The 23756-nt window shown below is 67.0% G+C and carries 23 protein-coding genes and 3 pseudogenes; 13 read left to right on the forward strand and 13 right to left on the reverse strand.

The annotated features are described in order from the left end of the window. Positions 1-57: 57 nt before the first annotated feature. Positions 58-435: pseudogene (locus OIC96_RS00640) on the reverse strand (nuclear transport factor 2 family protein); the annotation flags it as partial. 76 nt (positions 436-511) lie between these two features. After that, positions 512-727 carry a hypothetical protein gene (locus OIC96_RS00645; RefSeq protein WP_330309840.1) on the reverse strand — a complete coding sequence of 72 codons (216 nt, stop codon included), beginning with the start codon at positions 725-727 and terminating at the stop codon, positions 512-514. A 119-nt stretch (positions 728-846) separates the two neighbouring features. Between OIC96_RS00645 and OIC96_RS00650 the strand changes: the two genes are divergently transcribed. Beyond that, positions 847-1713: a hypothetical protein gene (locus OIC96_RS00650; protein WP_330309839.1), complete on the forward strand. Its 867-nt coding sequence runs from the start codon at positions 847-849 to the stop codon at positions 1711-1713. A gap of 22 nt (positions 1714-1735) precedes the next feature. Here the strand turns inward: OIC96_RS00650 and OIC96_RS00655 are convergent, their stop codons facing one another. Continuing rightward, on the reverse strand, positions 1736-2605 hold the full coding sequence (locus tag OIC96_RS00655; RefSeq protein ID WP_330309838.1) for an IS5 family transposase: 870 nt from the start codon (positions 2603-2605) through the stop codon (positions 1736-1738). Between the two features lie 367 nt (positions 2606-2972). Between OIC96_RS00655 and OIC96_RS00660 the strand changes: the two genes are divergently transcribed. Beyond that, complete coding sequence (locus tag OIC96_RS00660) at positions 2973-3542, forward strand: SMI1/KNR4 family protein (protein WP_330309837.1); 570 nt, start codon at positions 2973-2975, stop codon at positions 3540-3542. Positions 3543-3557: 15 nt separating this feature from the next. On the opposite strand, the gene OIC96_RS00665 is transcribed toward OIC96_RS00660, so the two are convergent. From OIC96_RS00665 to OIC96_RS00675, 3 genes and pseudogenes are all read right to left on the reverse strand, one after another. Beyond that, positions 3558-4393 (reverse strand): IS5 family transposase gene (locus OIC96_RS00665; protein WP_406501201.1). Its coding sequence is split into 2 segments (ribosomal slippage): positions 3558-4012 and positions 4012-4393, totalling 837 coding nucleotides; the frame shifts between segments, so codons are not numbered across the junction. Positions 4394-4406: 13 nt separating this feature from the next. Further along, positions 4407-5175 (reverse strand): annotated as a pseudogene (locus OIC96_RS00670) (transposase). A 45-nt stretch (positions 5176-5220) separates the two neighbouring features. Beyond that, positions 5221-5652, reverse strand: a complete 432-nt coding sequence (locus tag OIC96_RS00675; RefSeq protein ID WP_330309835.1) for a hypothetical protein — start codon at positions 5650-5652, stop codon at positions 5221-5223. Between the two features lie 418 nt (positions 5653-6070). Here OIC96_RS00675 and OIC96_RS00680 point away from each other — a divergent pair, with 418 nt between their 5' ends. From OIC96_RS00680 to OIC96_RS00695, 4 genes and pseudogenes are all read left to right on the forward strand, one after another. Continuing rightward, positions 6071-7480: an alpha/beta fold hydrolase gene (locus OIC96_RS00680; RefSeq protein ID WP_330309834.1), complete on the forward strand. Its 1410-nt coding sequence runs from the start codon at positions 6071-6073 to the stop codon at positions 7478-7480. Positions 7481-7952: 472 nt separating this feature from the next. Next, complete coding sequence (locus OIC96_RS00685; RefSeq protein WP_330309833.1) at positions 7953-8705, forward strand: TnsA-like heteromeric transposase endonuclease subunit; 753 nt, start codon at positions 7953-7955, stop codon at positions 8703-8705. Next, positions 8702-10756: a Mu transposase C-terminal domain-containing protein gene (locus tag OIC96_RS00690; protein ID WP_330309832.1), complete on the forward strand. Its 2055-nt coding sequence runs from the start codon at positions 8702-8704 to the stop codon at positions 10754-10756. The genes OIC96_RS00685 and OIC96_RS00690 overlap by 4 nt, the downstream gene beginning before the upstream one ends. Beyond that, positions 10753-11724, forward strand: a pseudogene (locus tag OIC96_RS00695) (AAA family ATPase); the annotation flags it as partial. The gene OIC96_RS00690 and the pseudogene OIC96_RS00695, both read left to right, overlap by 4 nt. 895 nt (positions 11725-12619) lie before the next feature. On the opposite strand, the gene OIC96_RS00700 reads toward OIC96_RS00695, so the two are convergent. Continuing rightward, positions 12620-13009: a VOC family protein gene (locus OIC96_RS00700; RefSeq protein ID WP_330309831.1), complete on the reverse strand. Its 390-nt coding sequence runs from the start codon at positions 13007-13009 to the stop codon at positions 12620-12622. Positions 13010-13112: 103 nt separating this feature from the next. Beyond that, a complete protein-coding gene (locus tag OIC96_RS49720; RefSeq protein ID WP_406501202.1) occupies positions 13113-13322 on the reverse strand; it encodes a hypothetical protein in 210 nt (69 codons plus the stop codon). A gap of 304 nt (positions 13323-13626) precedes the next feature. Here OIC96_RS49720 and OIC96_RS00710 point away from each other — a divergent pair, with 304 nt between their 5' ends. The 6 genes from OIC96_RS00710 (at position 13627) to OIC96_RS00730 (ending at position 19608) form a co-directional block, all read left to right on the forward strand. Continuing rightward, positions 13627-14262, forward strand: a complete 636-nt coding sequence (locus OIC96_RS00710; RefSeq protein ID WP_330309830.1) for a transposase family protein — start codon at positions 13627-13629, stop codon at positions 14260-14262. Between the two features lie 459 nt (positions 14263-14721). After that, positions 14722-15987 (forward strand): IS110 family transposase, encoded by a 1266-nt coding sequence (locus tag OIC96_RS00715; RefSeq protein ID WP_330309829.1) that lies wholly within the window; start codon positions 14722-14724, stop codon positions 15985-15987. A gap of 102 nt (positions 15988-16089) precedes the next feature. Beyond that, a complete protein-coding gene (locus OIC96_RS49725; protein WP_406501203.1) occupies positions 16090-16431 on the forward strand; it encodes a helix-turn-helix domain-containing protein in 342 nt (113 codons plus the stop codon). 143 nt (positions 16432-16574) lie between these two features. Continuing rightward, complete coding sequence (locus OIC96_RS49730; protein ID WP_406501204.1) at positions 16575-16808, forward strand: transposase; 234 nt, start codon at positions 16575-16577, stop codon at positions 16806-16808. 841 nt (positions 16809-17649) lie between these two features. Continuing rightward, positions 17650-18630, forward strand: coding sequence for an aldo/keto reductase (locus OIC96_RS00725; protein ID WP_330309828.1), 981 nt, complete (start codon positions 17650-17652; stop codon positions 18628-18630). A gap of 279 nt (positions 18631-18909) precedes the next feature. After that, a complete protein-coding gene (locus OIC96_RS00730; RefSeq protein ID WP_330309827.1) occupies positions 18910-19608 on the forward strand; it encodes an SDR family oxidoreductase in 699 nt (232 codons plus the stop codon). Positions 19609-20351: 743 nt separating this feature from the next. Here the strand turns inward: OIC96_RS00730 and OIC96_RS00735 are convergent. The 5 genes from OIC96_RS00735 to OIC96_RS00755 all read right to left on the reverse strand — a co-directional run bounded on the left by OIC96_RS00735 (position 20352) and on the right by OIC96_RS00755 (position 22820). Continuing rightward, a complete protein-coding gene (locus OIC96_RS00735) occupies positions 20352-20939 on the reverse strand; it encodes a hypothetical protein (protein WP_330309826.1) in 588 nt (195 codons plus the stop codon). A 239-nt stretch (positions 20940-21178) separates the two neighbouring features. Next, positions 21179-21604, reverse strand: coding sequence for a DUF4267 domain-containing protein (locus OIC96_RS00740; RefSeq protein WP_330309825.1), 426 nt, complete (start codon positions 21602-21604; stop codon positions 21179-21181). Between the two features lie 62 nt (positions 21605-21666). Then, a complete protein-coding gene (locus tag OIC96_RS00745; protein ID WP_330309824.1) occupies positions 21667-21867 on the reverse strand; it encodes a hypothetical protein in 201 nt (66 codons plus the stop codon). Positions 21868-21960: 93 nt separating this feature from the next. Beyond that, the gene (locus OIC96_RS00750) at positions 21961-22317 is read right to left on the reverse strand and encodes an antibiotic biosynthesis monooxygenase family protein (protein WP_330309823.1); all 357 of its coding nucleotides are present in this window, start codon (positions 22315-22317) and stop codon (positions 21961-21963) included. Positions 22318-22373: 56 nt separating this feature from the next. Beyond that, a complete protein-coding gene (locus tag OIC96_RS00755) occupies positions 22374-22820 on the reverse strand; it encodes a DUF1772 domain-containing protein (RefSeq protein WP_330309822.1) in 447 nt (148 codons plus the stop codon). Between the two features lie 91 nt (positions 22821-22911). Here OIC96_RS00755 and OIC96_RS00760 point away from each other — a divergent pair, with 91 nt between their 5' ends. After that, a complete protein-coding gene (locus OIC96_RS00760) occupies positions 22912-23490 on the forward strand; it encodes a TetR/AcrR family transcriptional regulator (RefSeq protein ID WP_330309821.1) in 579 nt (192 codons plus the stop codon). Positions 23491-23756: the final 266 nt, after the last annotated feature.

Consider the following 23756-nt stretch of genomic DNA (forward strand, 5'->3'; position numbering starts at 1 on the left):
CCGGCCTGAAGGCCGGAGCACTGCGAATGAATCCCGGTAGCTCGGTGACCTGGAGTGTCAGCGAGCCTGGGCGGCTGCTTCCGCCTCGGAGTCGGCGATGCCGAGGTTGGCGTAGGCGACCGGGTTGGCGTACTCCCACACCTTGACGATCTGACCGTCGGCGACGTCGATGCGGAAGATGTAGACGTTGTTGTAGACGAGCTTCTCCGCGCTGGACAGGATGTCGCCGTTGGCCTGCAGGAACACCGAGCGGGCGTCCTGGCTGACCGTCCAGGCCTTGTCCAGGAAGGCGACGTGGTCGAACTTCGCCGCGACCGACTCGATGTAGGCGAGCACGCCGGCGGGGCTGTCGAAGACGTACCAGGGCTCGGGAGTGCCCGCGATCGACAGCGGGATGACGAAGATCGCCTCATCCGACAGCAGGGCCGCCACAGCGGACGTGTCGCGGTTTCATTCCTTCTTGGTCGTGCGGTCCGGCCGCGGGATACGGCCGGACGGAAGGTCGGTGGGGTCACCAGGGCACGGTGCCGGTGGTGCCGACGAAGGCGGCGCTGGGCGCGTCGGGGCCGGCCGTGGCGGCTGCAGCGATCACCGCCGCGCCTTCCTCGACGCTCTGGGTGCCCTGGTGGCCATTGAGGTCGGTCGCGCTGAACCCGGTGAGGGCCGCGGAGCGGACCGCACCGCCTGGACGGCGGCGGGACCGTGCGGCGCTGCGCCCTGTCAGCACCGGCCGCGTCCGGGGCAGGCCCCGGACGCGGAGGTGGGGTCGCGGCCGCCGTCCGTTAGGAATAACGGACTACCGCGTGTCCGCAATCCCCGGCACCGTCCCGCGACGACCATGACCGTGTGCTCGCCTCGCTACTGCCCGGCCTCCGTGAACTCCGCACCCCGCTGGCCGTCGGATACCTCTACGCCCTGTCCCTCTATCTGCTGCTGCTCGACAGCATTCCGACCAAGGTCAAAGACGAGGGCAACCTGAAGCCGCTCTACGACGTGGCGCACTGGCTGGGGAAGCCGGCCGTTCTGGCGGCCGGCGCCTTCCTCGCCTACCTCATCGGAAGCGTGCTGGTGGTCCGTGCCACAACCCTCAGCCGTGGCATCATCACCGCGTTCCTCAAGGTCTTTGACCGGTTTCGCCGGGACACGTTCGAAGCGTCCACAGATGACGAGGACGCGTTGGACACCAGCAAGGCCATGGGCGAGCTGACCTCCGGGGCCATCAAGAACCTCTGGAAGTACAGCGGGGACAGAATCAACCGCAAGCTGCGGCCCCGGCCCTCAGAAGAAGCCCTATTCCACCTTGTGAACCAGGCCATGGATCACTTGCTTCGGGACCTGCCACAGCTGCGCACGCGGCTGTATACCGCCAGCAAGGACATGTACGGGGACTACGACCGCCTGGCGGCCGAAGCCGATCTCAAGGCGAACGTAGGCCTGGCAGGCATCGTGCTGGGCAGTGTGATGACCGCCCAAGTGCACGGGCTGTGGGTGCTGCTGTGGGTCCCCATGGGATTTCTCGGTTACCGGGGTCTTTCCACGGCCCGCCAGGCCAACGACTACCTGGTGCAAGCGGTCGTCACGGACCTTGTGAAGTCGCCCAGCTTCGAAGAATTCATCGACGCTCTCGGCCCCAGCACGGAGGCCCGTCCTGACCCCGACTATCGCGGCCGGACATGCCGAGCAGGAAACCGACGTCAGCCCTCGTCCGACTGAGAGGTCGTTTTCGCCCAGTGTTTCATCCCGGAATCCGCAGTTGATGCGGCTTTGCCGGGTCGCGCCAGGAGATGGTGGCCTCGCCGGTGAGGCGGCGGGCCATCAGGTCGGTCATGGCCAGGTGGATCATGGCTTCGGAGCGGGCCGGGAGGGTCTCGTAGTCGCGGGCCAGGCGGCGGTGGAGCATCAGCCAGCCGTAGGTCCGCTCGACTGCCCACCGCTTCGGTATCGGGGTGAATCCCCTGGCCCCGGGGGTGCGGGAGACGATTTCCATGTCGACGCCGAGGGTGGCGGCGTGCTCGACGAAGTGCTGGCGGTAACCGCCGTCGACCCACGCTTTGCGGATGGTCGGATGGTCGGCGGCGACCTGGTCGAGCAGGCGGGTGCCGGCCATCGAGCCCTGCACGCTGGCCGCGGTGACCAGGACGGCCAGCAGGAGACCGATCGTGTCGATCACGATGCTCCGCTTGCGGCCCACAATCTTCTTCGCGGCATCCGTGCCCTGGCCGGAAGCCGGCACGCTGGTGGAGGTCTTGACGCTCTGTGCGTCGATCACGCAGGCCGACGGCTCTGCGTTCCGTCCCTCCTTCCGCCGCACCAACTCCCTGAGCAGGCCGTTGAGCTGGGCGAACACACCTTCCTTCTCCCACTTCGCGAAGTAGTGGTAGACCGTCTCCCAGGGCGGGAAGTCGTGCGGCAGGTAGCGCCACTGCACCCCGGTGCGGTCCACGTACAAGATCGCGTCCAGGATCTCCCGCAGGTCGTGCTCGGGCGGGCGGCCGAAGTCCAGGGCCCGGCCGCGACGTTCGAAGCGCCAGGCCGCCAGGACCGGCTCGATCAACTCCCAGCGGGCATCGGACAGGTCACTCGGATACGGGCGTCGCTCACTCATGCTCTGGACGTACTGCCAGGAGGCGAGTGCGCCCAGGCGTGAAGTGCCGACCGCGGAAGCACAGCGCAGAACAGGGCGTCCTGGGATGAGACAGGCGCAAGCCGCGTTCCATCCCAGCCGTCACCCCGCCTGACCATCGAAACGCGCTCGCATCAGCAGCCACACCAACACCGCAGCCCCGCACCGCAAGAACCTGGAGATAGCGGGGCGTTAGAGATGAAAACGACCTCTTAGACATCGTTTCTGATGGCTTGTTCGTCGTCAGAAGGGACACGCCTGGTAGTCCCAGAGCCGCGACAGGCACCGGGGAGGCGTCGAGGTGCCCCGCTTGCTGGGGGTCTCGGACGCGTCTGACACGCTGCTGTCCATGAAGGACGATCTGATCGGCACGCAGACGCCGAAGCGCCGCATCACCGATCCGGGAGAGGCTCTTGCGACGCTGGAGCGCGCTGTTCCCGGATTGACCGAGCATCGGCGGTCGGAGCCTGCCGTGCTCGACTGGGCCGTGATCGAGGAGAGCCTGGGCACCGCTCTTCCATCCGATTACAAGCACCTAGCCGAGTGGTACCCGACCTTCGCCATCGGAGACTTCCTTCTCGTCGGTCTTCCCGAGCCGGGCGAAGAGCACCACATTCTTCAGGGCATCTGTACCACCCTTCAAGTACTCGCCGAAGCCTGGCTGGAACCCGCTCTCGGTCTGCTCGCCCATCCTGCCCCTGGCGGTCTGCTGCCCTGGGCGGAGTCGAACGAGAGCGACAAGTTCATGTGGAGCACGACCGGAGCCACGCCGCAGGACTGGATCGTCACCGTGGCTTCCCGTAGCGGAGGGTGGTGGCACTACAGCGGAGGCTCAGTACAGTTCCTCGCGGAGTACTGCGACGGGACGCTGGAACCCTGGGCGCTCCCACCGATCGAGGCCGAAGTCACCCCCTGCTGAGGACAAAGAGCGTCGTCACTTGGCCAGTCGGCGGTAGCCGATGAGGGCTACGGATATGCCAACGAAGGCGAGGAAGTGTTCTGCCTTGCGTTCGTAGCGGCGGTGGAGGCGTCGGCAGCCGACGAGCCAGGACACCGTTCGCTCAACCACCCAACGGTGACGTCCCAGGCGTTGTGAGGACTCGACGCCCTTGCGCGCGATGCGGGGGCGGATACCGCGGCTCCGGAGCCATCGGCGCAGGTGGGCGTAGTCGTATCCCTTGTCGGCATGGAGCTTGCCGGGCCGTCGCCTGCGTCGTCCACGTCGCGAACGGATTGGCGGAATGCCGCGCACGAGCGGCTCCAGGGCTTGGCTATCGTGCAGGTTGGCGCCGGAGATGCCCAGTGACAGCGGAAGACCATTCCGGTCGGTGATCAAGTGGATCTTCGATCCCATCTTGCCGCGATCGGTCGGATTCGGTCCGGTCAGGGGCCCCCTTTTGCCGCTCGGATACTGACGGAGTCGATCGCGCACCGCGACCAGTCCAGCTCTCCGCAGGCGCCGAGCTCGTCGAGGATGACGCGGTGGAACCTGGCCCAGACCCGGTCCCGGCTCCACTGGGCGAAGCGCCGGTAGACCGTCTGCCAGCACGGTCCGAACACGGGCGGGAGCTGCCGCCACGTGCAGCCGGACGTGGCCACGAAGATGATCGCCGCCAGCACCTCGCGATCACCCGCCCGCTGCCAGCCACCACCCTGCGGACGTATGACCTTCGTCGGCGGAACCACCATCCGGAACAACACCCACAACTCATCCGGCACGAGCCGCTCAAGCAGATCCGTCGTGGGCGGCTCAACGACCACCGACGCCATAAGAAACGACGCCTTATCCGGCGAGGGCGAGGTTGTGTAGGCGCGCGATGCCGAGCATTGCGTGATGGACGCCGTCGCCTTTGAGTCGGCAGTCGCGCAGGATCTTCCAGGTCTTCATGCGGGCGAAGGTGTGCTCTACGCGAGCACGAACCTGCTTGTGGGAGCGGTTGTGTTGCCGTTTCCAGTCGGGCAGCTCCTCGCCGGCCCGGCGGCGGTGGGGCATCACGAGTCCGGTGCCTGGATAGCCGCCGTCGGCGATCGTCATGGTCTTGCCGACAGCGGCCTTCGCCCCCCGATTGCTCCCAGGCTCTGCAGTCGTTGCGGTTGCCTGGCAGCGGTCGGCCGACCACGACGACGCGACGGGTGTCGGCGTCGATGACAACTTGGTGGTTGGTGGAGTACCGGTAATTCTTGGACTGCTCTGCGACCTGGTGGTCGCGGGTGGGCACCAGAGTGCCGTCCACGATAAGGACGGCGTCCTTGGCGAAACGCTGTCTGGGCTGAAGCGCGAGCAGCGGGCCAAGATGACCGATGATCCGGTCGACTGCGGACTTCGAGACGCCGAACAACGGAGCGAGTTGGCGCATCGTCAAGTTCGTGCGCCAGTATGCCGCCACGAGCAGCACCCGGTTCTCCAGTGTCAGGCCCCACGGCCGTCCCTGTCGTACCGCTTCCGCACCCTCGCGCCGCAGCGCGGTTACCAACCTGCCGAAGCAACGCGGGCTCAGCCCGGTGAACGGGGTTATCCAGGACGGCTCGGACGCCGTGATCACACCAGCCACACCAAGATCATCACATCGTGACCACGTGGGACTGCGCGCGAAACATCACTCGGAAAGACGGAGATCCCCAGCCCAGCTCGTGCAACGAACCCGGCCGGACGCGAAGGTGACCTCAAGTGCGATGCGGCCGGTCTTCGGCTCGAACTCTTCCCTCACCGTCAGGACGTCCTCTCCGAGGTGGGCGGCGAACGGCGTTCGATCACCAACCGGAGCGACCTCGACGCGCCCCCAGCCGTCCATGTCGTAGCCCTCGTGCGGGCTCGAGGACTCCACGATCAGGCACCAGTCCGAGCCGGTCGTGACGTGCGTGGAACTGCCTTGGCTGTCGATCAACCACACATCCAGCGGATCTTCCGCTTCCTCATCTCCGCTCCGATGCCACGCGGCGAGGACCTCCTGCAGCCGCCGCCCGACCAGAACCTCAGGACGTGCGCCAGACCCATGCAACGGGCACTCATCTACCTTCTCGGACTCCACCCAACGACCGTACCGCTAGCCAACGCCCCAGCTCACACGCTTAAACGGGACAGCCCTTAGGCCGGCTGACCCCCGTCGAATTCGAGACCATCATGACCACACCGGCCCTCCAAACCGCGTGATCGAACCTGTCACCCAAACCTGCAGCAGACCCCAACCTATTGTCGCCGTCGTCGCTGGGCTGCCACGCTGGTCAACATGTCGGTCGATGGCAGCAGCGACCGAGGAGGGAGGGGCCGTGCCCCGGCGTCTCGTCATCGTCATCCCGTCCATCACGGGCAAGATCGCGCCGTGGGAGCCCCTCATAGAACGGCTCAAGCAACTCGACGGGTACGAGGAAGCCGACTGTGACTGGTACGTGGCGCGGCACGGTGCCCGGTGGTACCGGCCTGGCTCCGCGTTGCGGAGTTCGTTGAAGGTGAGCGCGCTGATCCACGAGCAGTGGCTGCGTGGCGGCGGCTACGACGACGTCGTCCTGACTGGGCACAGTCTTGGCGGTCTGCTTGCGCGTCAGGCGTACTTGCTCGGCCTCGACACGGACGGCGAGGGCCGCAGTCCCAGGCCCTGGGCAGAGAAGGTCTCCCGCATCGTGCTGTTTGCCAGTCTGAACCGGGGCATCGAAGTCTCGTTCGCCCGACGGTGGTGGCTGCCGCCCCTGGCATGGTTCAGCCGGGTCGTTCCGGGCCTGCGGCACTGGCTGGTGCAGGACGTGCTGCGCGGATCCGATTTCGTCACCAATCTGCGGATCTCTTGGATCCGCGAGCTCAACGCCCGGGACCATCCACCCCTCGTGACCCAGTTCCTGGGAACCGAGGATGCCCTCGTGACGGCCGACGACAGCAGTGACGTCGAGGAATTCCCCACCGGCAGACAGGAGTTCATCCCTGACGCCACCCACGCCAACCTCGTGTGTCTGGACATCGCCCGTGACCCCGAGGCCCGCTTCCGACTCATCGCCGAGGCTTTCACCGCCCTCCGCGCCCCTGCGGCCGTCCCACAGATCGGCACGCCGAAGAAGCGGGTGATCATGCTGCTGCACGGCATCCGGGCGTCCAACACCACCTGGGTGAAAGACCTCGAGGGCCTGTTGCAGGCAGCAGACCCCGACGCGGATGTGGTGACGGCAAGCTATGGGCGTTTTTCCGTGCGCAAGTTCATTCTTCCCGTCACCCGTCGCAAGTTCCTCGGCTGGCTGGAGGACGTGTACGCCGAACGCCTCGCCAAGAACCCCAAGGCGACCTTCCACTTCGTCGGGCACAGCAACGGCACCTACCTGCTCGGCAACAGCCTCAGCCGGATTCCCGGCATGCGCTTTGACAGGGTGTTCCTGGCCGGCAGCGTGCTGCCAGCGGATTATCCGTGGCACGAGCGGCTGAACAGCGGGCAGGTGAGGCACATCCGCAACGACCGGGCAGCCAGCGACGTCCCCGTCGGCATTCTCTGCGCGGGGCTGCGCGGACTGCGTATGCGGGACGTGGGCACCGGCGGCGTCGACGGTTTCTACGAGTACAACGGCAATGCCAAGACCGAGGTCTTCTACTATCCCGGCGGCCACAGCGCCGCACTCACGGCAGCCAACCTCTCCCATCTCGCCCGCTACGTGCTCCACGGCACCGTCGTACCGCCGTCCGGCGGCCTGCTCCGCGGCACCTCCGCCGCCTTCGGGTTGCTTTCCAGGGCAGCCGGCCCCCTGTTCGTCCTCCTGCTCCTCGCCGTCCTTGCCGCAGCAGTCGCCTTCGGGATGTACGGCCCTTGGGGCCCACTCCTCAACGTCGTTACCGAAGCCGGGGCGTTTGCCGTGCTGTTCCTGCTCCTGGACCTCGTCTGACCCATCTCACTGTGCCCCCAGACCAAGCCCGCCCCTGACAAGCCGTCCACCCGCGCTGCACTCGCGCCCGGCTGGAAACTCGCCACGCCAAGGCCGCCGGCTAATACGACACTGCTGGCCCCCCATACACAGGGCCCTATCCCCCTGCCGCCACAACGGGTCCACCCTCGCTATCAGCAACCACTTCTCACACGCGTAGAAGCCTGTGACAAGCCCAGAATTGGGTGAGGGGCGCTGACACAGCCCCTCACCCGTCGGCGTCACGGCAGACCCATGCACCAGAGCTACGGCACGGACCGTGGACGAGCCGCAAGCGACGGATGCGATCACGACGAACCGGGAGTGGTCATCGATGCCGGTGACCATCTTGCACTCCCGCTGACTCGTCTCAGTGAACTTTGACCGTTCTCACTGAAGTTTGACCGGTATCTGCTTTACGTTCCCGGCTGTCGGAGTCTGCGAGGGGGCGGCGGTGGCGACAGCTGTACGGGCGTTTGGCGACGAGGCACTTTCGGCGTTTGAGCTGGAGTTTTGCCACCCTGATGGTCGGCGTCGGCTTCCGCTCGGGAAGGCCTGGAGTGTCCCGTTCGAGGTGGCCGATCCGGTACGCGAATTCCGTTGGGCTAAGGGAGGCAAGAGCTTCCCGGGCTGGTACTACGCGGTGACGACGGTCGGCCACGTGGGCTACGAGTCGTGGCTGGAGCGAGACCGTCTGATCTTGATGGACCGGGATCGGGAGGTCGTCGGTATCGCCGCTCAGCCCTTCTGGTTGCGCTGGGACGACGGGCACAAGGGGCGTCGTCACGCTCCGGACTACTTCGTACGCCTTGTCGACGGTCGGGCTCGGGTGGTCGACGTCAGGTCTGCGGACCGCATGGACGAACGGACCGAGGAGTCGTTCGAGGCGACGCGGCGGGCTTGCGAGGCGGTGGGCTGGCAGTTCGAGTGGGTGGGCACGCCGGATCCGGTGTTCATGGCGAACGTTCGCTGGTTGGCCCGCTACCGCAGGGCCCGCTCGGGACGCCCGGCATCGGTCGCGGCCGCGCTGATCGATGTCTGCAACGAGCCGATGGGCATGTGGGCCGGGGCCGAGCTCGTGGGTGACCGGCTGCAGGTGCTTCCGGTGCTGTTCCACCTGATGTGGTCGGGCCGGCTCGATGCGGACCTTGAATCGGACCTGCTGGACTCGGAGAGCCTGGTCTGGGCCGCGGGAGGGTCGGCATGAGCCGGCTGAGGCGGCCGGGAAGGCTGACGGTCGGAGACCGGGTCCGGTTCGCCGGGCAGTTGCGGGCGGTGCTCGCCGTCTCGGCCCTGACCGCGACGCTGACCGATGACGGACAGCCGCACCTGGTCGTGTCGTTGCTCGAGTTGTTCGAGGCCGACGACTTCGAGGTCGTGGACACCCCGGCTCGGATGCCGCTGCCGGCTGCCTCGTTGCTGGAGGCCTTTCCCGAACCGGTGGTCGAGCGGGCTCTGTGGTGGGAGGGGCACATCCTGGAGGTGCTGCACGGCCTGCCACCTGGGGCCGATTCCGGCACGCTGCCGCGAGACGAGTACGGCCCGGATCGCTCCCTGAGCGCACGCCAGCGGGCCAAAGCCGCTGAACTGGCAGCCGCCGGGCACAAGGTGACCGCCAGCACGGTCGCCCACCGGCGCCGCCGCTACCAGCAACTCGGGGTGATCGGCCTGGCCGACCGCCGGCCCGTCCGCAGGACGCCGCAGTTCGGCGAGGTCGACGAAACGGTGGTCGACGCGGTGCGGCGGGCAATCGACGAAGGCGGCAATGGGTCCACCCGCACCGGTTCATACATTTTGTGGAGGGCCGAAGAGATCCTCAAAGAGGACACCGAGGGGCAGGAGGTGAAGCTCCCCTCCCGCGCCACGCTCTATCGGCTGCTGACGAAGCTGACCGCGGGCACACACGCCCTCGGATCGGCGGAAACCCGCCGATCCAAGGCCAACGGAGCTACGACACCGCACGGGCAGCTTCACGTCTTCGCGCCGGGCGAGGTAATGCAGATCGACTCCACCCCGCTGGACGTGCTGGTCCTTCTCGACAACGGGGTCACCGGCAAGGTCGAGCTCACCGCCATGATCGACGTCGCGACCAGGACCATGACTGCGGCGGTGTTGCGGCCGACGACGAAGTCGGTGGACGCCAGCGTGCTGCTGGCCCGCAGCGTCACTCCCGAGCCGATGCGGCCGGGCTGGACAGATGCGTTGAAGATGTCCCGTTCGGTGCTGCCGCACCGTCGGCTTCTGGCCCTCGACGAGCGTCTGGCCCATGCCGCGGCCCGGCCGGTGATCGTCCCGGAGGTGATCGTCTGCGACCACGGAAGCGTTTTCATCTCGCGGAACTTCCGCTCGTCCTGCCGCTTCCTGGAGATCGACTTCCAGCCGACACACAAGGGTTCGGGGTTCGAGAAGGGCCACATCGAGAAGATGCTGGGCTCGGTGGCCACGCTGTTCGCCCAGTTCCTGCCCGGCTACACCGGACGCAACAGCGACCGCCGCGGCCGTCACTTGGAACGTGAACGGCTCTGGTCTCTGCTGGAGTTGCAGGAACTCCTGGACGAATGGATCGTCGCAAAGTGGCAGAACCGTCCGCACGACGGACTGCGCGACCCCTCCCACCCGGGTCGGCTGTTCACACCGAACGAGAAGTACGCCACCTTGATCGAGGCATGCGGCTACGTCCCGGTCGCGCTCAGCGGCGACGACTATGTCGAACTCCTGCCCGCGGAATGGCGGGCGGTCAACGAATACGGCATCCGGATCAAGAACCGCACCTACGACAGCCCCGAGCTCGGACGCATGCGCCGCCAGGACTCCGGGATCGTGGTCAAACGCGGCCTCTGGGAGGTCCACCACGACCCCTACGACGTGTCCCGGATCTGGGTACGTGACCACCGCGGCGACAACTCATGGGTCCAGGCCACCTGGAAACACCTCGACCGCGTCCCGGTCCCCTTCGGGGACCTGGCCTGGGACCACGCCAGCGGCAAACTTCCTCGCGCCACCGAGACGGAGATCGCCGACGCGGTCGCCGCCTTGCTCACCCCGGCCCATGCCGGTCCTGAGCCCAAGCAGGGTTCCAAGCCCGGCAAGCGCGACCGGCGGGTGGTCGCCCGCACGAAAGCCGCAGGTCCCCTCACTCCGGCATCCGTTCCCAGCACTCAGGCGGAACCCGAGCAGGAAGAGAGCGAGGACTCGCTCGCCGAGGTGATCCCGCTCGGACTGTTCGACCCGCTGGAAGACCCCTGGAAGCGCTCATGACGCCACCGCCCGCCTTGTCCCAGGACTCCCAGCGGCACCTGACCACGATCGACGGCTGGCGCCGCTTCGTCGACGGGCCGCCGGGGCCACCGCCCCGGCTCGACGACGCTCAGTACGACGCGCTCGGCGAGGCGGGCCAGGCCGCCTTCGACGAAGCCCGCCTCGACCATCACGGCCGTCTGCTGGTGGTCGCCACCTCCGTCGTCCGCCACACCGTCGCCACCGGCCGCCGCCTGGTCGTGCTGAACCGGCACGCGATCAGTGCCCGCCGGGGCCTGATCGTCTCCGGACCCGCCGGCACCGGGAAGACCATCGCGATCACCCAACTCGGCCTGTCTCACGAGCTGCTGGACCGGGCCCGGCACCCCACCGCCACCGACCGCAAGCCGGTCATCTACATCACAGTCCCGCCCGCCGCGACACCCCGCATGATCGCGGCCGAGTTCGCCCGCTTCCTCGGACTTCCGGTGATGGCCCGCATGAACATCACCGACCTCATCGAGTCCGTCGTCGGTGTCTGCACCGACGCCCGCACCGGCATGATCTTGGTCGACGAGCTTCACAACATCTCGCTCACCACCCAGCACGGCGCCGAAGTCGCCGACACCCTCAAGTACTTCTCCGAGCGGATCCCCGCCACGTTCATCTATGCCGGCATCGACATCGAGCACGGCAGCCTGCTGACCGGCACTCGCGGAGCCCAGATCGCCGGCCGTTTCACTCTGATCCCCACCCAGCCGTTCCCCTACAACAGTGAATGGCGAGGTCTGGTCGCGACCATGGAGAAGACCCTCGCCCTGCGGCGCCACGAGCCCGGCACCCTGGCGAAACTCGACCGCTACCTCCACGACCGCACCGGCGGCATGATCGGCGCCCTCTCCCACCAGATCCGCGGAGCCGCGATCGACGCGATCTTCAACGGCACTGAGAAGATCACCAAGGCCGGGCTGAAGGCCGTCTCCCTGGACCGTCGCCGCCGAATCAGCTCAGCTCCGCAGGTCCGGGATCTCTCGATGACCCAGGAGAACATCCGCGTCCTGCCCTTCCAGGTCCGTCCCCAGGGCGGCGAAGGCGTCCGGTCCTTCATCGTCCGCCTGGCCCACGCCAACCATCTCCCGCCCAGCTACCTGCGGACCTACCTCTGCGAACCACCCGAACACCTCGGCCTTCCCAGCTGGACACGGCTGGCCGCTGCAACCGGCCGCCATCCCGAAACCCTCCTCGCCACCCTGGAGACGAGACGCTGCCTGGAGTGCGACGCCGAGATGCCGCCCTCGGACGTTTTCGGACGCAGGGCCTTGCGCTGTTCCCAGGCCTGCCGCGAGAAGGCACACCGGAAACGGCACCCTCGCGCTGCTCCGCTGAAAGCCCCCTGCCGAGAGTGCGGCAAGAGCATGAAGATCCAGCCCGGACAGCGCTACCGCCTCTGTTCCTCCGCCTGCCGACGCGCCAACTACCTCAAACACCAGCAGAAATGGAACGCCGAAGCAGACCCGGCAGATTTATCCGAACCACCCCTCTGCCCCGTCTGTGGCGACCAGATGCCCAAACCACGCCGGACATGCTCGGACCGATGCCGCCAACGAGCACACCGTCAGCAACTCCGGCTGCCTCCTGCGAACCCATCTCCTCCACCGCTGCAGACAGCGCGGCCCGCAGCACCGCCGAAGCTACCTGAACCGGCACCCACACCGTCATCACGACCCTGCGAAGTCTGCGAAGGACCGTTGCCACCAGGGCCTTGCCAGAAACAACGCCGGACGTGCTCACAACGCTGCAGGCAGAAGGCGTATCGCCACCGCCGGTCGAACCCTGGTGACGGCGGGGGAGTCGACGGCCTTCCGGCTCAGACGGGCAGGCCGGTCAGATGAGGTAGTCCGCGCGTCCCTCGTCATCGAGTTCGAAGGGGCCTTCGGGGATGATGCAGAACTCATTGCCCTCGGGATCCGCCATCACCAGGAACCCGCCGGCGTCGTACTCCTCCAGCCGGCGCCCGCCGAGCGCCTCGACACGCTGCTGCTCTGCGGACGGGTTGGGTGAGGTGACATCGAAGTGCATGCGGTTCTTCACAGACTTGGGCTTGTCGCTTCGCTGGAAGCCCAGGCCCAGGCCGTTCTCGCGCTGCAGCCATACATAGGGTCCCATGCGGCCCACGACTGGCCGGCCAAGCAACTCGGACCAGAACGCGGCAAGCCGTTCCGGGTCAGTGGCATCGACGATGAAGGCATTGATCTGCATAGGTGAGTCCGCCATCCCTTGATCCTCTCAGGGCTCACAGGGCCGCTCAGCGCCGGTCGCCACCCGAGCGGTGCGCGGCCGGCGAACCAATCTGATCGGTGGCACAGAACAGCAGCGGTCAAACTTCGGCGAGACGAACCCGCCGGTGGTCAATCTTCAGTGAGACCGGTCGAACTTCGCTGAGACAGGTCACCCGCCCGTCGGCCAGCGGAACCCCTCCGACCAGGTCCATCTGCCACAGGTGCATCGGCGCCTCGCGCTGCCACCGACGGTACTTGCGCGGATGCTGCTGTTCCTGGGCGCGGACCAGGCCGTTGCGGGACAGCACCCGGTGGACGGTGGCCCGTGACGGGGCCGACTCCAGCCCGTGACTGGCGAGTTCGTGACAGATCCGGCGGGCACCCCACCGGGAATGCCGGCGACGCAGCTCGCAGATCTGGCTTTGTCGATGACAAGGAGGTTCTGGCACAGATCTTGGGGGGCGTCGCGGAAAGTCACCTCGCTGTTCGATTGTGAGAGGCGGCAGTGTGTGAGACCGCGTGCGCCTTGCCGTATGGCATCCGAAAGTCACGCTCCGTCAGGTCTCTCGTCGTCGCTGCCGTGGTCGGCAGTGGACGGTGATGGTGCTGGTCATGCTGACCAACGCATCATTCTGGGACTCGCTCGTGTTTGACGGAATCGACGACGTGGATGTCGAGGCGGTGACGGCCACGTTCGGCACGGTCGAGGTGGCAGCAAGAGGTCGGGCGGCTGGGGCGCCGTGTCCGGACTGCGGCCGCTTCTCGGACCGGGTGCACGACCGCTATCACCGCAGGTTGAAGGACCTTCCGCTCGCTGAACAGGGCTTCGTGATTCGGCTGACGGTCCGGCGTTTTATGTGTGGGGCGGGGGACTGTCCGCGTCGGACGTTCGCCGAGCCGTTCTCCAGGTTGACAGTCCCGTACGCACGGTTCACCACCCGGCTCAACCACGTCCTGGAGCGAGTGGGGCTCGCGCTGGCCGGGCGGGCCGGCGCCCGGCTGGCCGCCCAGCTGGGCTTCGGCGCGGGACGGATGACCTTGTTACGCAGGGTCATGGCACTGCCCGATCCGCAGTTCAGCACGCCGTGTGTGCTGGGCGTGGACGACTTCGCGATCCGGCGCGGCCAAACCTACTCCACCGTCTTGACCAGCGTCGAAGACCATCGCGTGGTCGATGTCCTCCCGACACGTGAAGCCGGGCCGCTGGCCGCGTGGCTGGTCCGTCACCCAGGAGTGGAGATCATCTAATGGGTCCTGAAGGCGGTTCACGAGCCTCCTGTCAAGGTGGCTCGGGCCTCATTGGTGCAGGGCCGAGTCCTAGAGATCATCTGGACCTTCGAGTCCTAGTCGGCAGACGGGGCCGGCCCTGCGTCCAGAATCCGCCAAATGCAGTTCATGTAATGAGGGATGGACAGATAGCGGTCTATCACGAGTACGCGGATACGGTCTGGAACATACATTTTGGGATCAGCTTCCCCGATCACCACAGCGATGATGTTCTCTATTCGTGGCCTGAGCCGATCGCGTGGACTACCTCCCACTACATCACGAGCGATTCAGCTCCGAAGAGGACCGAGGCCCACGCGACCCGCTGGGGTTGCGAACGACTGGTGGGATGTCGTGCCTTGAGCACTGCCATTAGAGAGTACGCGCACCCCTCCCCAGGCTCTGGCCCGTGAAGAAGACCGAGGTGCAAGGGAGGCCAGTATGGAGAGTGCGGGGTTACTGCCGAAATTTTTCTGCGGCGTGGACTGGGCGGAGGAGCATCACGATATCGCGTTAGTTGATTTGGATGGAAAACAGCTCGCCAGGCAGCGAATCGGCGACGATGCCTCAGGGATTGCCCAGCTTGTGACATTACTGGCTGAGCACGGGGACACCGAGGAGAGCCCGATTCCAGTAGCGATTGAGACTTCCCGCGGACTGCTCGTATCTTGCCTGCGAGCCACGGGGCGTCCGGTGTTCGCTATCAACCCGCTCGCAGTGGCCCGCTACCGCGACCGACACTCGGTTGCGCGGAAGAAGTCCGACGCCGTCGATGCGACAGCTCTGGCGAACATCCTGCGAACTGACATGGCCATGCATCGGCCGCTCCCTCAAGACTCAGAGCTTGCGCAGGCGATCGCCGTGCTCGCGCGGGCCCAGCAGGACGCGGTCTGGGATCGCAACCAGGCCCAGAACAAGCTCCGTTCCCAACTGCGTGAGTTCTATCCAGCGATCCTGGACGCCTTCGTGAACCACAAGCACGGATTGGCCTCTCACGAGGCCCGCACAATTCTTGCCGTCGCTCCCACCCCGGCTCAGGCTGCCCAGCTCACACGCCGTCAACTGCGGGATCTCCTCAAACGTGCCGGTCGCCTCCGAGGAATTGACGCCGAGGCCGATCGACTCCACGAAGTCTTCCACCGCGAGTACCTGCACCATCTCCCACTGGTCGAGGAGGCCCTCGGACAGCAGACCACAGCCCTGCTTCGACAGCTGGAATCTGCCTGCGCTAATGCAGAGAATCTCGAATCTTCCTGCACCGAAGCCTTCCAACAACATCCTGATGCAGAAATAATCGTCAGCTTTCCAGGACTCGGGTCCCTGACTGGCGCCCGTGTTCTCGCAGAGATAGGTGACGACCGTTCACGCTTCACTACCGCTCAAGGGCTCAAGGCGTATGCCGGCAGTGCCCCCGTGACCCGAGCCAGCGGGAAGAGTCACTTCGTCATGCACCGGAAGGTGATGAATAAGAGACTGGCTGCAGTCGGCTATCTGTGGGCCTTCTCCTCCCTCCGTAACTCACCGGGCGCCAGAGCCCATTACGACCGTCGGCGTGAAGCCGGAGACCGCCATGTATCTGCCCAACGCCACCTGTTCAACCGGTTCGTGGGCATGCTCTTCCACTGCCTTCAGCATGAAGAGCCCTACGCCGAGTCGAGGGCCTTCCCCAATCAGCAGCCCACGAAGACCACTCCGGCCACCGCTTGACACTCAAAGACTTGGGATGTCTGCCGGGACCGGGCAGGCGCCTACGCCGAGGGGGCCCGGCGCGGCGCCCCCGACGCTCTGCAGGTCGCTGACCGGTTTCACTTGTGGCAGGGCCTCGGCCGGGCCGTGGAGACCTGTGTCGCCGCCCACCGAGACTGTCCGCGCAGCCCGTCGACCAGCGGCACACTGCCGGAGGCGACCTGCCCGGAGTCCGGCCGGCCGCTGAGCGGTTCGGGACCCCTCGGCCGGCGGGCCGAACGTAAGAAGGCCGCGCACACCCTGGTCCACGAGATGCTCGCCCAAGGCCACTCACGCCGGGCGATCGCCCGGCACCTGGGCTGGGGCCTGAACACCGTACTCCGGTACGCGAGCGCCACGCGCTGGCAGGACACCTTCCGCGACAACCGTCCCCGACCCAGCAGGCTGGACCCCTACAAGCCCTAATTCCTCTGTAACAGCCTCGGCGGAGCTTCTCACAGCTCCGCCGGACTGTTCGAGCGCGGGACTGTGACGCCTTCCTGGACCCCGGCCAACGAGGCCTCCACTGAGAGGGGCGCCGGTCCCATGACTCGGGTGGTGGCGACCGTGTGGGGGCCAGGCTCCCTGCCTGGATCGACGCGGTCGACGCCAGCCAACTACCCGGCCTCACCGGCTTCGCACTCCACCTGCTCCGAGACCTCGACGCAGTGACAGCAGGACTCACCCTCGACTGGAGCTCCGGCAGCATCGAGGGGGCGGTAAATCGCATCAAGAAGATCAAGAGGCAGCTCTACGGACGAGCCGGATTCGAACTACTCCGCAAGATGATCCTGCTCCAATAGCAACCCGAGACGCCACCCAAGATCTACGCCGGGACCGAGATGCAGGAACACCTGCTGCGGCGGGCGTGCGGATCGAGGCCCAGATAGGTGCCCAGCCGTGGCAGGATGGCGTCATGTTGATCCGAAAGGGCGATGCCGCGTAGGCGTCCCAAGGCCGTCCGCGCAGAGCGGTGCCGGCCACGATGGCAGTGTCCGGTCCTGAAGGTCCACGGTGTCTCCGCGCGGACTCGTGCAGCGATCCGCAGGGTCGAAGACCAAGAGATGTGGCCCAACGCGGTCGCTCACGCGCTCTCTCGTATCGAGTGGACTTTCGAGCAACCTGGCCGATATCTGGATGCCTCCGCGTTCTGCTCGCCCGGGATAAACGATGCCCGTGATGACCTGGAGTGGGCGATGCGGCACCTTCCTCTGGGAGCCAAGCGGGACTTGGGCCGACTGATCACGCGCATCGATGAGGAATTCGAGCGCCGCACTTTGCCTGAACCCAACTACATCGAGTTGGCGACGTTCGGCTGGTGGTGGACCAGAACGTGTGAACGCTGACGTGCCTGGAGCTCGTGTACCTTCCCTCCAATCGAACACACCGTCACTCTCCGCGACAGCTCCCCAAGATCTGTGCCAGAACCGAGTCGTGATGTCGTTTGTCGTTGAGCGTGGATGCCACGTCGTGTCGGCGAAGTCGAAGTCGCTGAGCTTTAACGGCACTTGGGGCCTTGTGGTGGGACGATGGCTGTGCTTTTCCCGCTGGGGGCACCGATGTGCATGTCGAAATCCAAGGCCGATCTGTACGCGGCGATCCGCCGGACAGCGCGTCACAGAGCACGAGTTGAGGAGTGAAGCGATGCAGTACACCCGTCTCGGCAGCTCCGGCCTCATCGTGTCCCGGATCGGCCTCGGCATGATGAGTTACGGCAACACCAGCCGCCGTGCCTGGCATCTCGCCGAAGAGGAGGCCGAGCCGATCGTGCGGCACGCGGTGGAGGCGGGCGTGACCCTGTTCGACACCGCCGACATGTACGACCGCGGCGCCAGCGAGGAGGTCACCGGGCGGCTGCTCGCCAAGCTGTTCGACGACCGCGACGACTACGTGCTGGCCACCAAGGTGTACTACCCGATGAGCGAGAAGCCCGGCGCCCGCGGGCTGTCGCGCAAGCACATCCTCGCCTCCGTGGACACCTCCCTGCGCCGTCTCGGCACCGACCACATCGACCTCTACCAGATCCACCGCTGGGATGACGAGACGCCCATCGAGGAGACCATGGACGCGCTCGATGCCGTCGTACGGGCCGGGAAGGTCCGTTACCTCGGCGCATCGAGCATGTACGCATGGCAGTTCGCCAAGGCGCAGTACACCGCCGCACTCGCCGGCGGCACACGCTTCGCGGCCATGCAGAACCACTACAACCTCATCTACCGCGAAGAAGAACGGGAGATGATCCCCCTCTGCCTCGACCAAGGGGTCGGCATCCTGCCCTACAGCCCGCTCGCACGCGGACTCCTCGCGGGCAGCCGGGCACGCGGCGGCGAGCACACCACCACGCGCAGTGGCACCGACCCGCTCGCCGACACCCTCTACACGGAAGCCGACTTCGACGTCATCGACACGCTCCGCACCGTCGCCTCCGAACTCGGCCTGCCACCCGCGCAGACTGCCCTCGCCTGGCTGCTGGGCAAGGAAGGTGTCAGCGCCCCGATCGTCGGTGCGACCAGGCTCACCCACCTCCAAGACACCGTCGCAGCGCTCGATGTCACGCTCTCCCCAGAACAGGTGGAGCGCCTGGAAGCGGACTACCGACCGCACCCGGTGGCAGGACCCCATTGACTTGCTCCTCGGGCTGAAGCCCGAGGAGCAAGTCAATCGCGTACGTAGCCACGCAGGGCCCAACATGGGGGCTGGCAGCGCGGGTTCGGCCACTTCGTACGGCATCGTGGCCGGTCAGCGATGGCGTACCGGCTCGGCGGGAAGATCGCTGGGTATAGTGCAGGCGTTTCGGGGAACCGGCGACCCGGAGTCGGCCGACCTCACGCGCCACCTCGCGTTCATCGGCATCCGGGACCCTGGCGGAGCGCCGGTGACCCATATCGCTGAGGAGGCCGTCCCATGGAACCCGTCACGCTGATCACCGGTGGCTCGACCGGAATCGGCGCCGCCACCGCCCGCGCCCTGCTCAAGCAGGGCCACCGCGTGGCCGTCACCGGACGTGACGCAGACAAGCTGGCCGCCTTCGCCGCTTCGGCCGGAGCGGGCGAGCGGCTGCTGACGATCACCGGCGACACCAGCGACGAGCACGATGTCGCCTCCGCCGTGCGCCGCGTGGTGGACGCGTGGGGCCGGCTGGACAACGTCATCGCCAACGCCGGTTTCTCACTGCCCGGCAACCTGGAGAGCCACGCCCCCGAGGACATGCGCGCCATGGTCCTCACCAACGTTCTGGGCCCGGCCCTGCTGGTGCGGGAGACCCTGCCGCACCTCAGGGAGTCCAAGGGCCGGATCGTGATCATCGGTTCGGTCGCCGGGGTGCGCAACACGCCTGGCAACCTGTACTCGGTCACCAAGTGGGCCGCGCACGCGCTGGCCGAGAACACCCGGCTGCTGGTCGGCAAGGACGGAGTCGGCGTGACCGTCGTCGCCCCCGGGGTGGTGGACACCCCGTTCTGGGACGAGCGCGGCGGCACCCCCGAGGCGACGCCGACGATGACCGCCGAGCAGATCGCGGACACGATCGTCTTCGCCGTCAACCAGTCCGCGGGCGTGGACATCAACCACATCACCATGCGGCCGACCGGGCAGCTCGGCTGACGCCGCGCTCCCAACGACCGTACGATAAGGCGCCTTGGGCCCCCGCCGCATACCACGCGGTGCGGGCCGAAGGCGCCTTCGGGCGTCCGGATGGACGCGCGGTGACACGGTCGCAGCACGCAGCGCTCACGCCATGAGGGGCGGCCGCAGCGGGCCGCCAAAACCCGGATCAGGCCGCCCCGACCGCCGGTCAAGACGAGCAGGAGCAGACCGTGCGTCCAGCGCGCGCCCGGAAAGGCGGGGCGGCCGGCGCGTCCGGTGCGGGCACCGGGCGGGGATGAGGGCGCCGGGTGGGGATGAGGGCGCCGGGTGGGGATGAGGGCGCCGGGTGGGGATGAGGGCGCCGTCGACCAGCACGACCACGCCCCCTTGCCGGGCGATCCTCTTCCATGTCCGGTCCAGGCGCTCCGCGCGGGCAGCGGACAGCGGGCAGGTGGATCACTTCCAGCAGCCGGCCGCGCACGACCTCGACGGACACCTCATCGGGTGTGGCTCTGCCTGAGTGAGATCGCCGCGTGGGTTGTTGCTGCCAGGGATCGTTTGCCGGATCGTCGTGTCCAGAGTTCGGGGCGGGGAGGCGGCGATGGTGTCGTGGGTGGAGGAACTGGAGCGGCGGGAGACTGCTGTACGGGATCGGATCGCTGAACTGCGTGGATAAATCGAGGAGTTGACGGACCTTCTGCTTGAGCAGGAAGGAGTGGTGTCGCGGCTGGAGATCATGCGGGAGACAATGAGTGAGATCTTCACCGCCCCTCACCGACATTCAAACCATCTTGAACGATCAAGCGAGCAGGCCCAGTTACATCGGCGCCCGTTAGCGCCGACGTGAACCGCCCCAGCCGGGCGACGCCAGCCAGCGCCGCCACCTTCAGGCCCTTATCTGTCATGGTTTGAGCGATGCGCAGCGCCTCGTTGGCATCAACAGCCCTGACCGCCACCACGAGGGCACCCAGTGTCATCTGCTTCCATACTCCGTCGAAGGTCTGGTCATTGCTGCTGATGGTCTGGGCGACGCGCTCGGCATCGGCGGCGATACGCAGCGCCTCACCGCCGTCAACAGCCGCCACCACCTCCGCAACCGCAGCCAGCGCCATCGCCCTCGAGCCTGTGTCGGTGATGCTCTGGGCAGTGCGCAGAGCCTTGGCCGCGTCGAGGGCCGCCATCGCCCCCGCGACGATGACCAGCACCTGCCCCTTCGAGTCGATGCCGGCCAGCGCCGTCAAGCCTCTATTGGTCCTGGTCTGGGCGATGCGCTCGGCATCGGCGGCGATACGCAGCGCCTCACCGCCGTCAACAGCCGCCACCACCCCCGCGATGTCACTCAGCGCCATCGACTTCTGCTGCTTGTTGGTGATGGAGCGGCATGGTGATGACCGCGGCGGACATGCCCAATACCGGCCAGTCCAGGTGGCCGTGGCCGCTGCGGTGCAGCAGGCCGCCTCAGCCGTCAGGTCGTCGCTGACTGGAAGAAGATCGTCTGCCTGGCCTTTCCCGGCGGGCGCTGACACGCGAATACCGGCACGCACCAAGGTGGCCCGGCCGGTGTCCGGGCCACCTTGGACCGATGGGATCAGGCGGGCTGCGGGGCGGGCGTCGCCGCAGCGGCCGCGACCTTGCGGGTCTCGCGCATCATCAGCAGGCCGTTGACCATCATCAGCGTCGCGGTCAGGCCGTGGACGCCGAGTGCGGTGGCCACGGAGCCGTGGTGGGCCAGCACGGTGGTCATGTCGCCGTACGCGGCGAGGGCCTCCACCAGCAGCACCCAGCCCAGCGCCCGGCGGTGGCCCGTCACCAGCAGGATGCCCAGGACCAGGGCCAAGACGACGTCGCGGATTCCCTTGATGATCAGGAAGCCGCCGCCGTCGCCGGACGGCCAGCTCGGCAGGCCGAAGCCCGGCGCCGTCGTCTCCGGTCTCAGGATGAACTCCGTCCCGAACCAGAGGATGAAGAGGATGAAGGCGGTGGCCAGGACGGTGTTGATCTTCTTCAGCGACATTGTTCTTCTCCTTGCGAGTCTTCGTGAGCTTGGTGGAGCCCGGTGAGTCGTATGGGGCCTGGTCAGGCGGCGCGGACGCGGCTGATGTCGCGTACCGGCGCGGAGAGGGCGGACAGAAGCGTGGCGCGCTCGGCCGGGTTCGCGTCCTCCAGGACGAGGCCGAAGAGGGCGAGCTTGGGCGTGTTGGCCACCAGGTGGTCGCCCAGGGAGGCCCATTCCTTTTCGGTGATGTGCTCGGCCGCGAGCGGAAGGAGGGTGGCCACCTCGTCGTCGAGGTGTTCGAGCAGGACTGCCCGGTGATCGGCGAGGGGCGCCAGGGCTTCTCCGGCTGCCCTCCCCCGGCTAGAGCTGCCGTGTCATACGTCGATCTGCTCGAAGATGTGCGGGTACGACACGATGTCGTCGGGGAACTCGGCCGCCATGCGCTGGAACTCCGGGCTGCCGAACACCGTGGCGAGCGCCTCGGTCGACTCCCAGACCGCGACGTTCATCAGAAGCTGACTGTCCGCCGTTCCCATGTGCATCTGCGGGGAGACGAATCCCGGCTGAGCCTTCATGAACTCGGCCTGCCTGCGAAAGAGGGCCAGGAACGCTTCAGTCCTCTCCTTCGGGACGAAGAAGGTGTTGCCCAGGACGCGTCCTGCAGATACCAGCTGAGTTCGAGGGAGTTGGTGTCCGGGTCCTGGATGTGGAGGGAGGTGGCGGTGCCGCACTTCGGGCGCACGGCCGAGCGGTTGCCGCTGACGACCGGGCGGGTGAGTCCGCGGGCTCAGGTGAGGGCGGTGACCAGCAGGGTGAAGGCGGCGATGATGACGGCGACGCGGACGTAGTGGAAGCGGAGCCAGCGGTTCATCTGCTCCTTCCAGTCCTCGGGCCGGCTGTCGGGGGTCCACGTCTTGTTCCGGTTGTTGATCGGGACGAGCAGCAGGAGCGACATGATCACGCTGAGGATCAGCAGCGCGGCGGCGATGACGACCAGGCCCGTGCCGTGGTGATGCCATCCGGCGATGGCCCAGACCGCGGCGAGGACGAGCGAGCCGATGTACCAGAACGGCATCACGGCGCCGAGCATCCGGCCCCCGTGGGCGTGGCCGAGTTGGCCACTGTCCTCGGGGAGGGCGTTGAGGATCGGGTTCATGACGAAGGCGACGCAGAATTCCACCCCCACCATCAGGCCGACGACCACGGTGGTGAAGACCTCAAGTGCGTTGAGCATGACTACCCCTCCTGAAATCTAGTGTCGCTAGGTGATGAGGCAACGCTAGTACTACTGCCGCTTGCTTGTCTAGCGGCGCTAGGATCGAATCATGTCGGTACAGGAACGCAAGGAACGCCAACGGGCGGAGCGCGAGCGCCTCATCGTGGCGACAGCCCGCGAACTCGCCGAGCAGCAGGGCTGGGACGCGGTCACCACCCGCCGGCTCGCCGAGCGCATCGAGTACAGCCAGCCCGTCCTCTACAGCCACTTCCGCGGCAAACGGGAGATCATCGGCGCCGTCGCCCTCCAGGGCGCCACAGAGATGGCCGCGGCGGTGCGGGCCGCGACCGCCGCCGCGAACGGCCCGCGCGAGCAGGTCACCGCCCTCGCCCACGCCTACCTCGACTTCGCCGCACGCAACCCGGCGGTCTACGACGCCATCTTCCAGCTCGACGGCGGTCTGGCGTACGCACAGGAGGACACCCCGGAACCTCTCAAGGACGCCTTCGCCGCCCTGCTGGAAAGCCTCGGCGAGGTCGCCGGGGACGGCGTTGCCCCAGGGCTGTTCACCGAGGTGTTCTGGGCGTCCCTGCACGGGCTGGCCACCCTGACCCGGTCGGGACGGCTGCCGCCGGAGCACACCGAGCCGAGAGTGGAACTGCTGGTGGACCGCCTCGCCATGGCCTGACACACCATCCCGGCAGGCACGCAGCCGGGGCCCTCGGGCCCCGCCGCTGCCTGCCTGCGGACCACACGGCGCAGCCGCAGACCGCCAGGCCCGTACCCCAGACGGGCATCCACCCCGCAAGCTGCGATGCTCATTGATCACCACCCGATGCGCGCCCCAACGCCGCGCCATTCGCCGGTGCCATCGGCCGCCGCCTTCACGCGCTGGCCGCCGGCTGGTGCGGAGGACCGGACAGCCCGGTCCCCCAGAACACCCCGAAGGAGCTC

The sequence above is a fragment of the Streptomyces sp. NBC_00775 genome, assembly GCF_036347135.1.
Lineage (GTDB): Bacteria > Actinomycetota > Actinomycetes > Streptomycetales > Streptomycetaceae > Streptomyces > Streptomyces lutosisoli.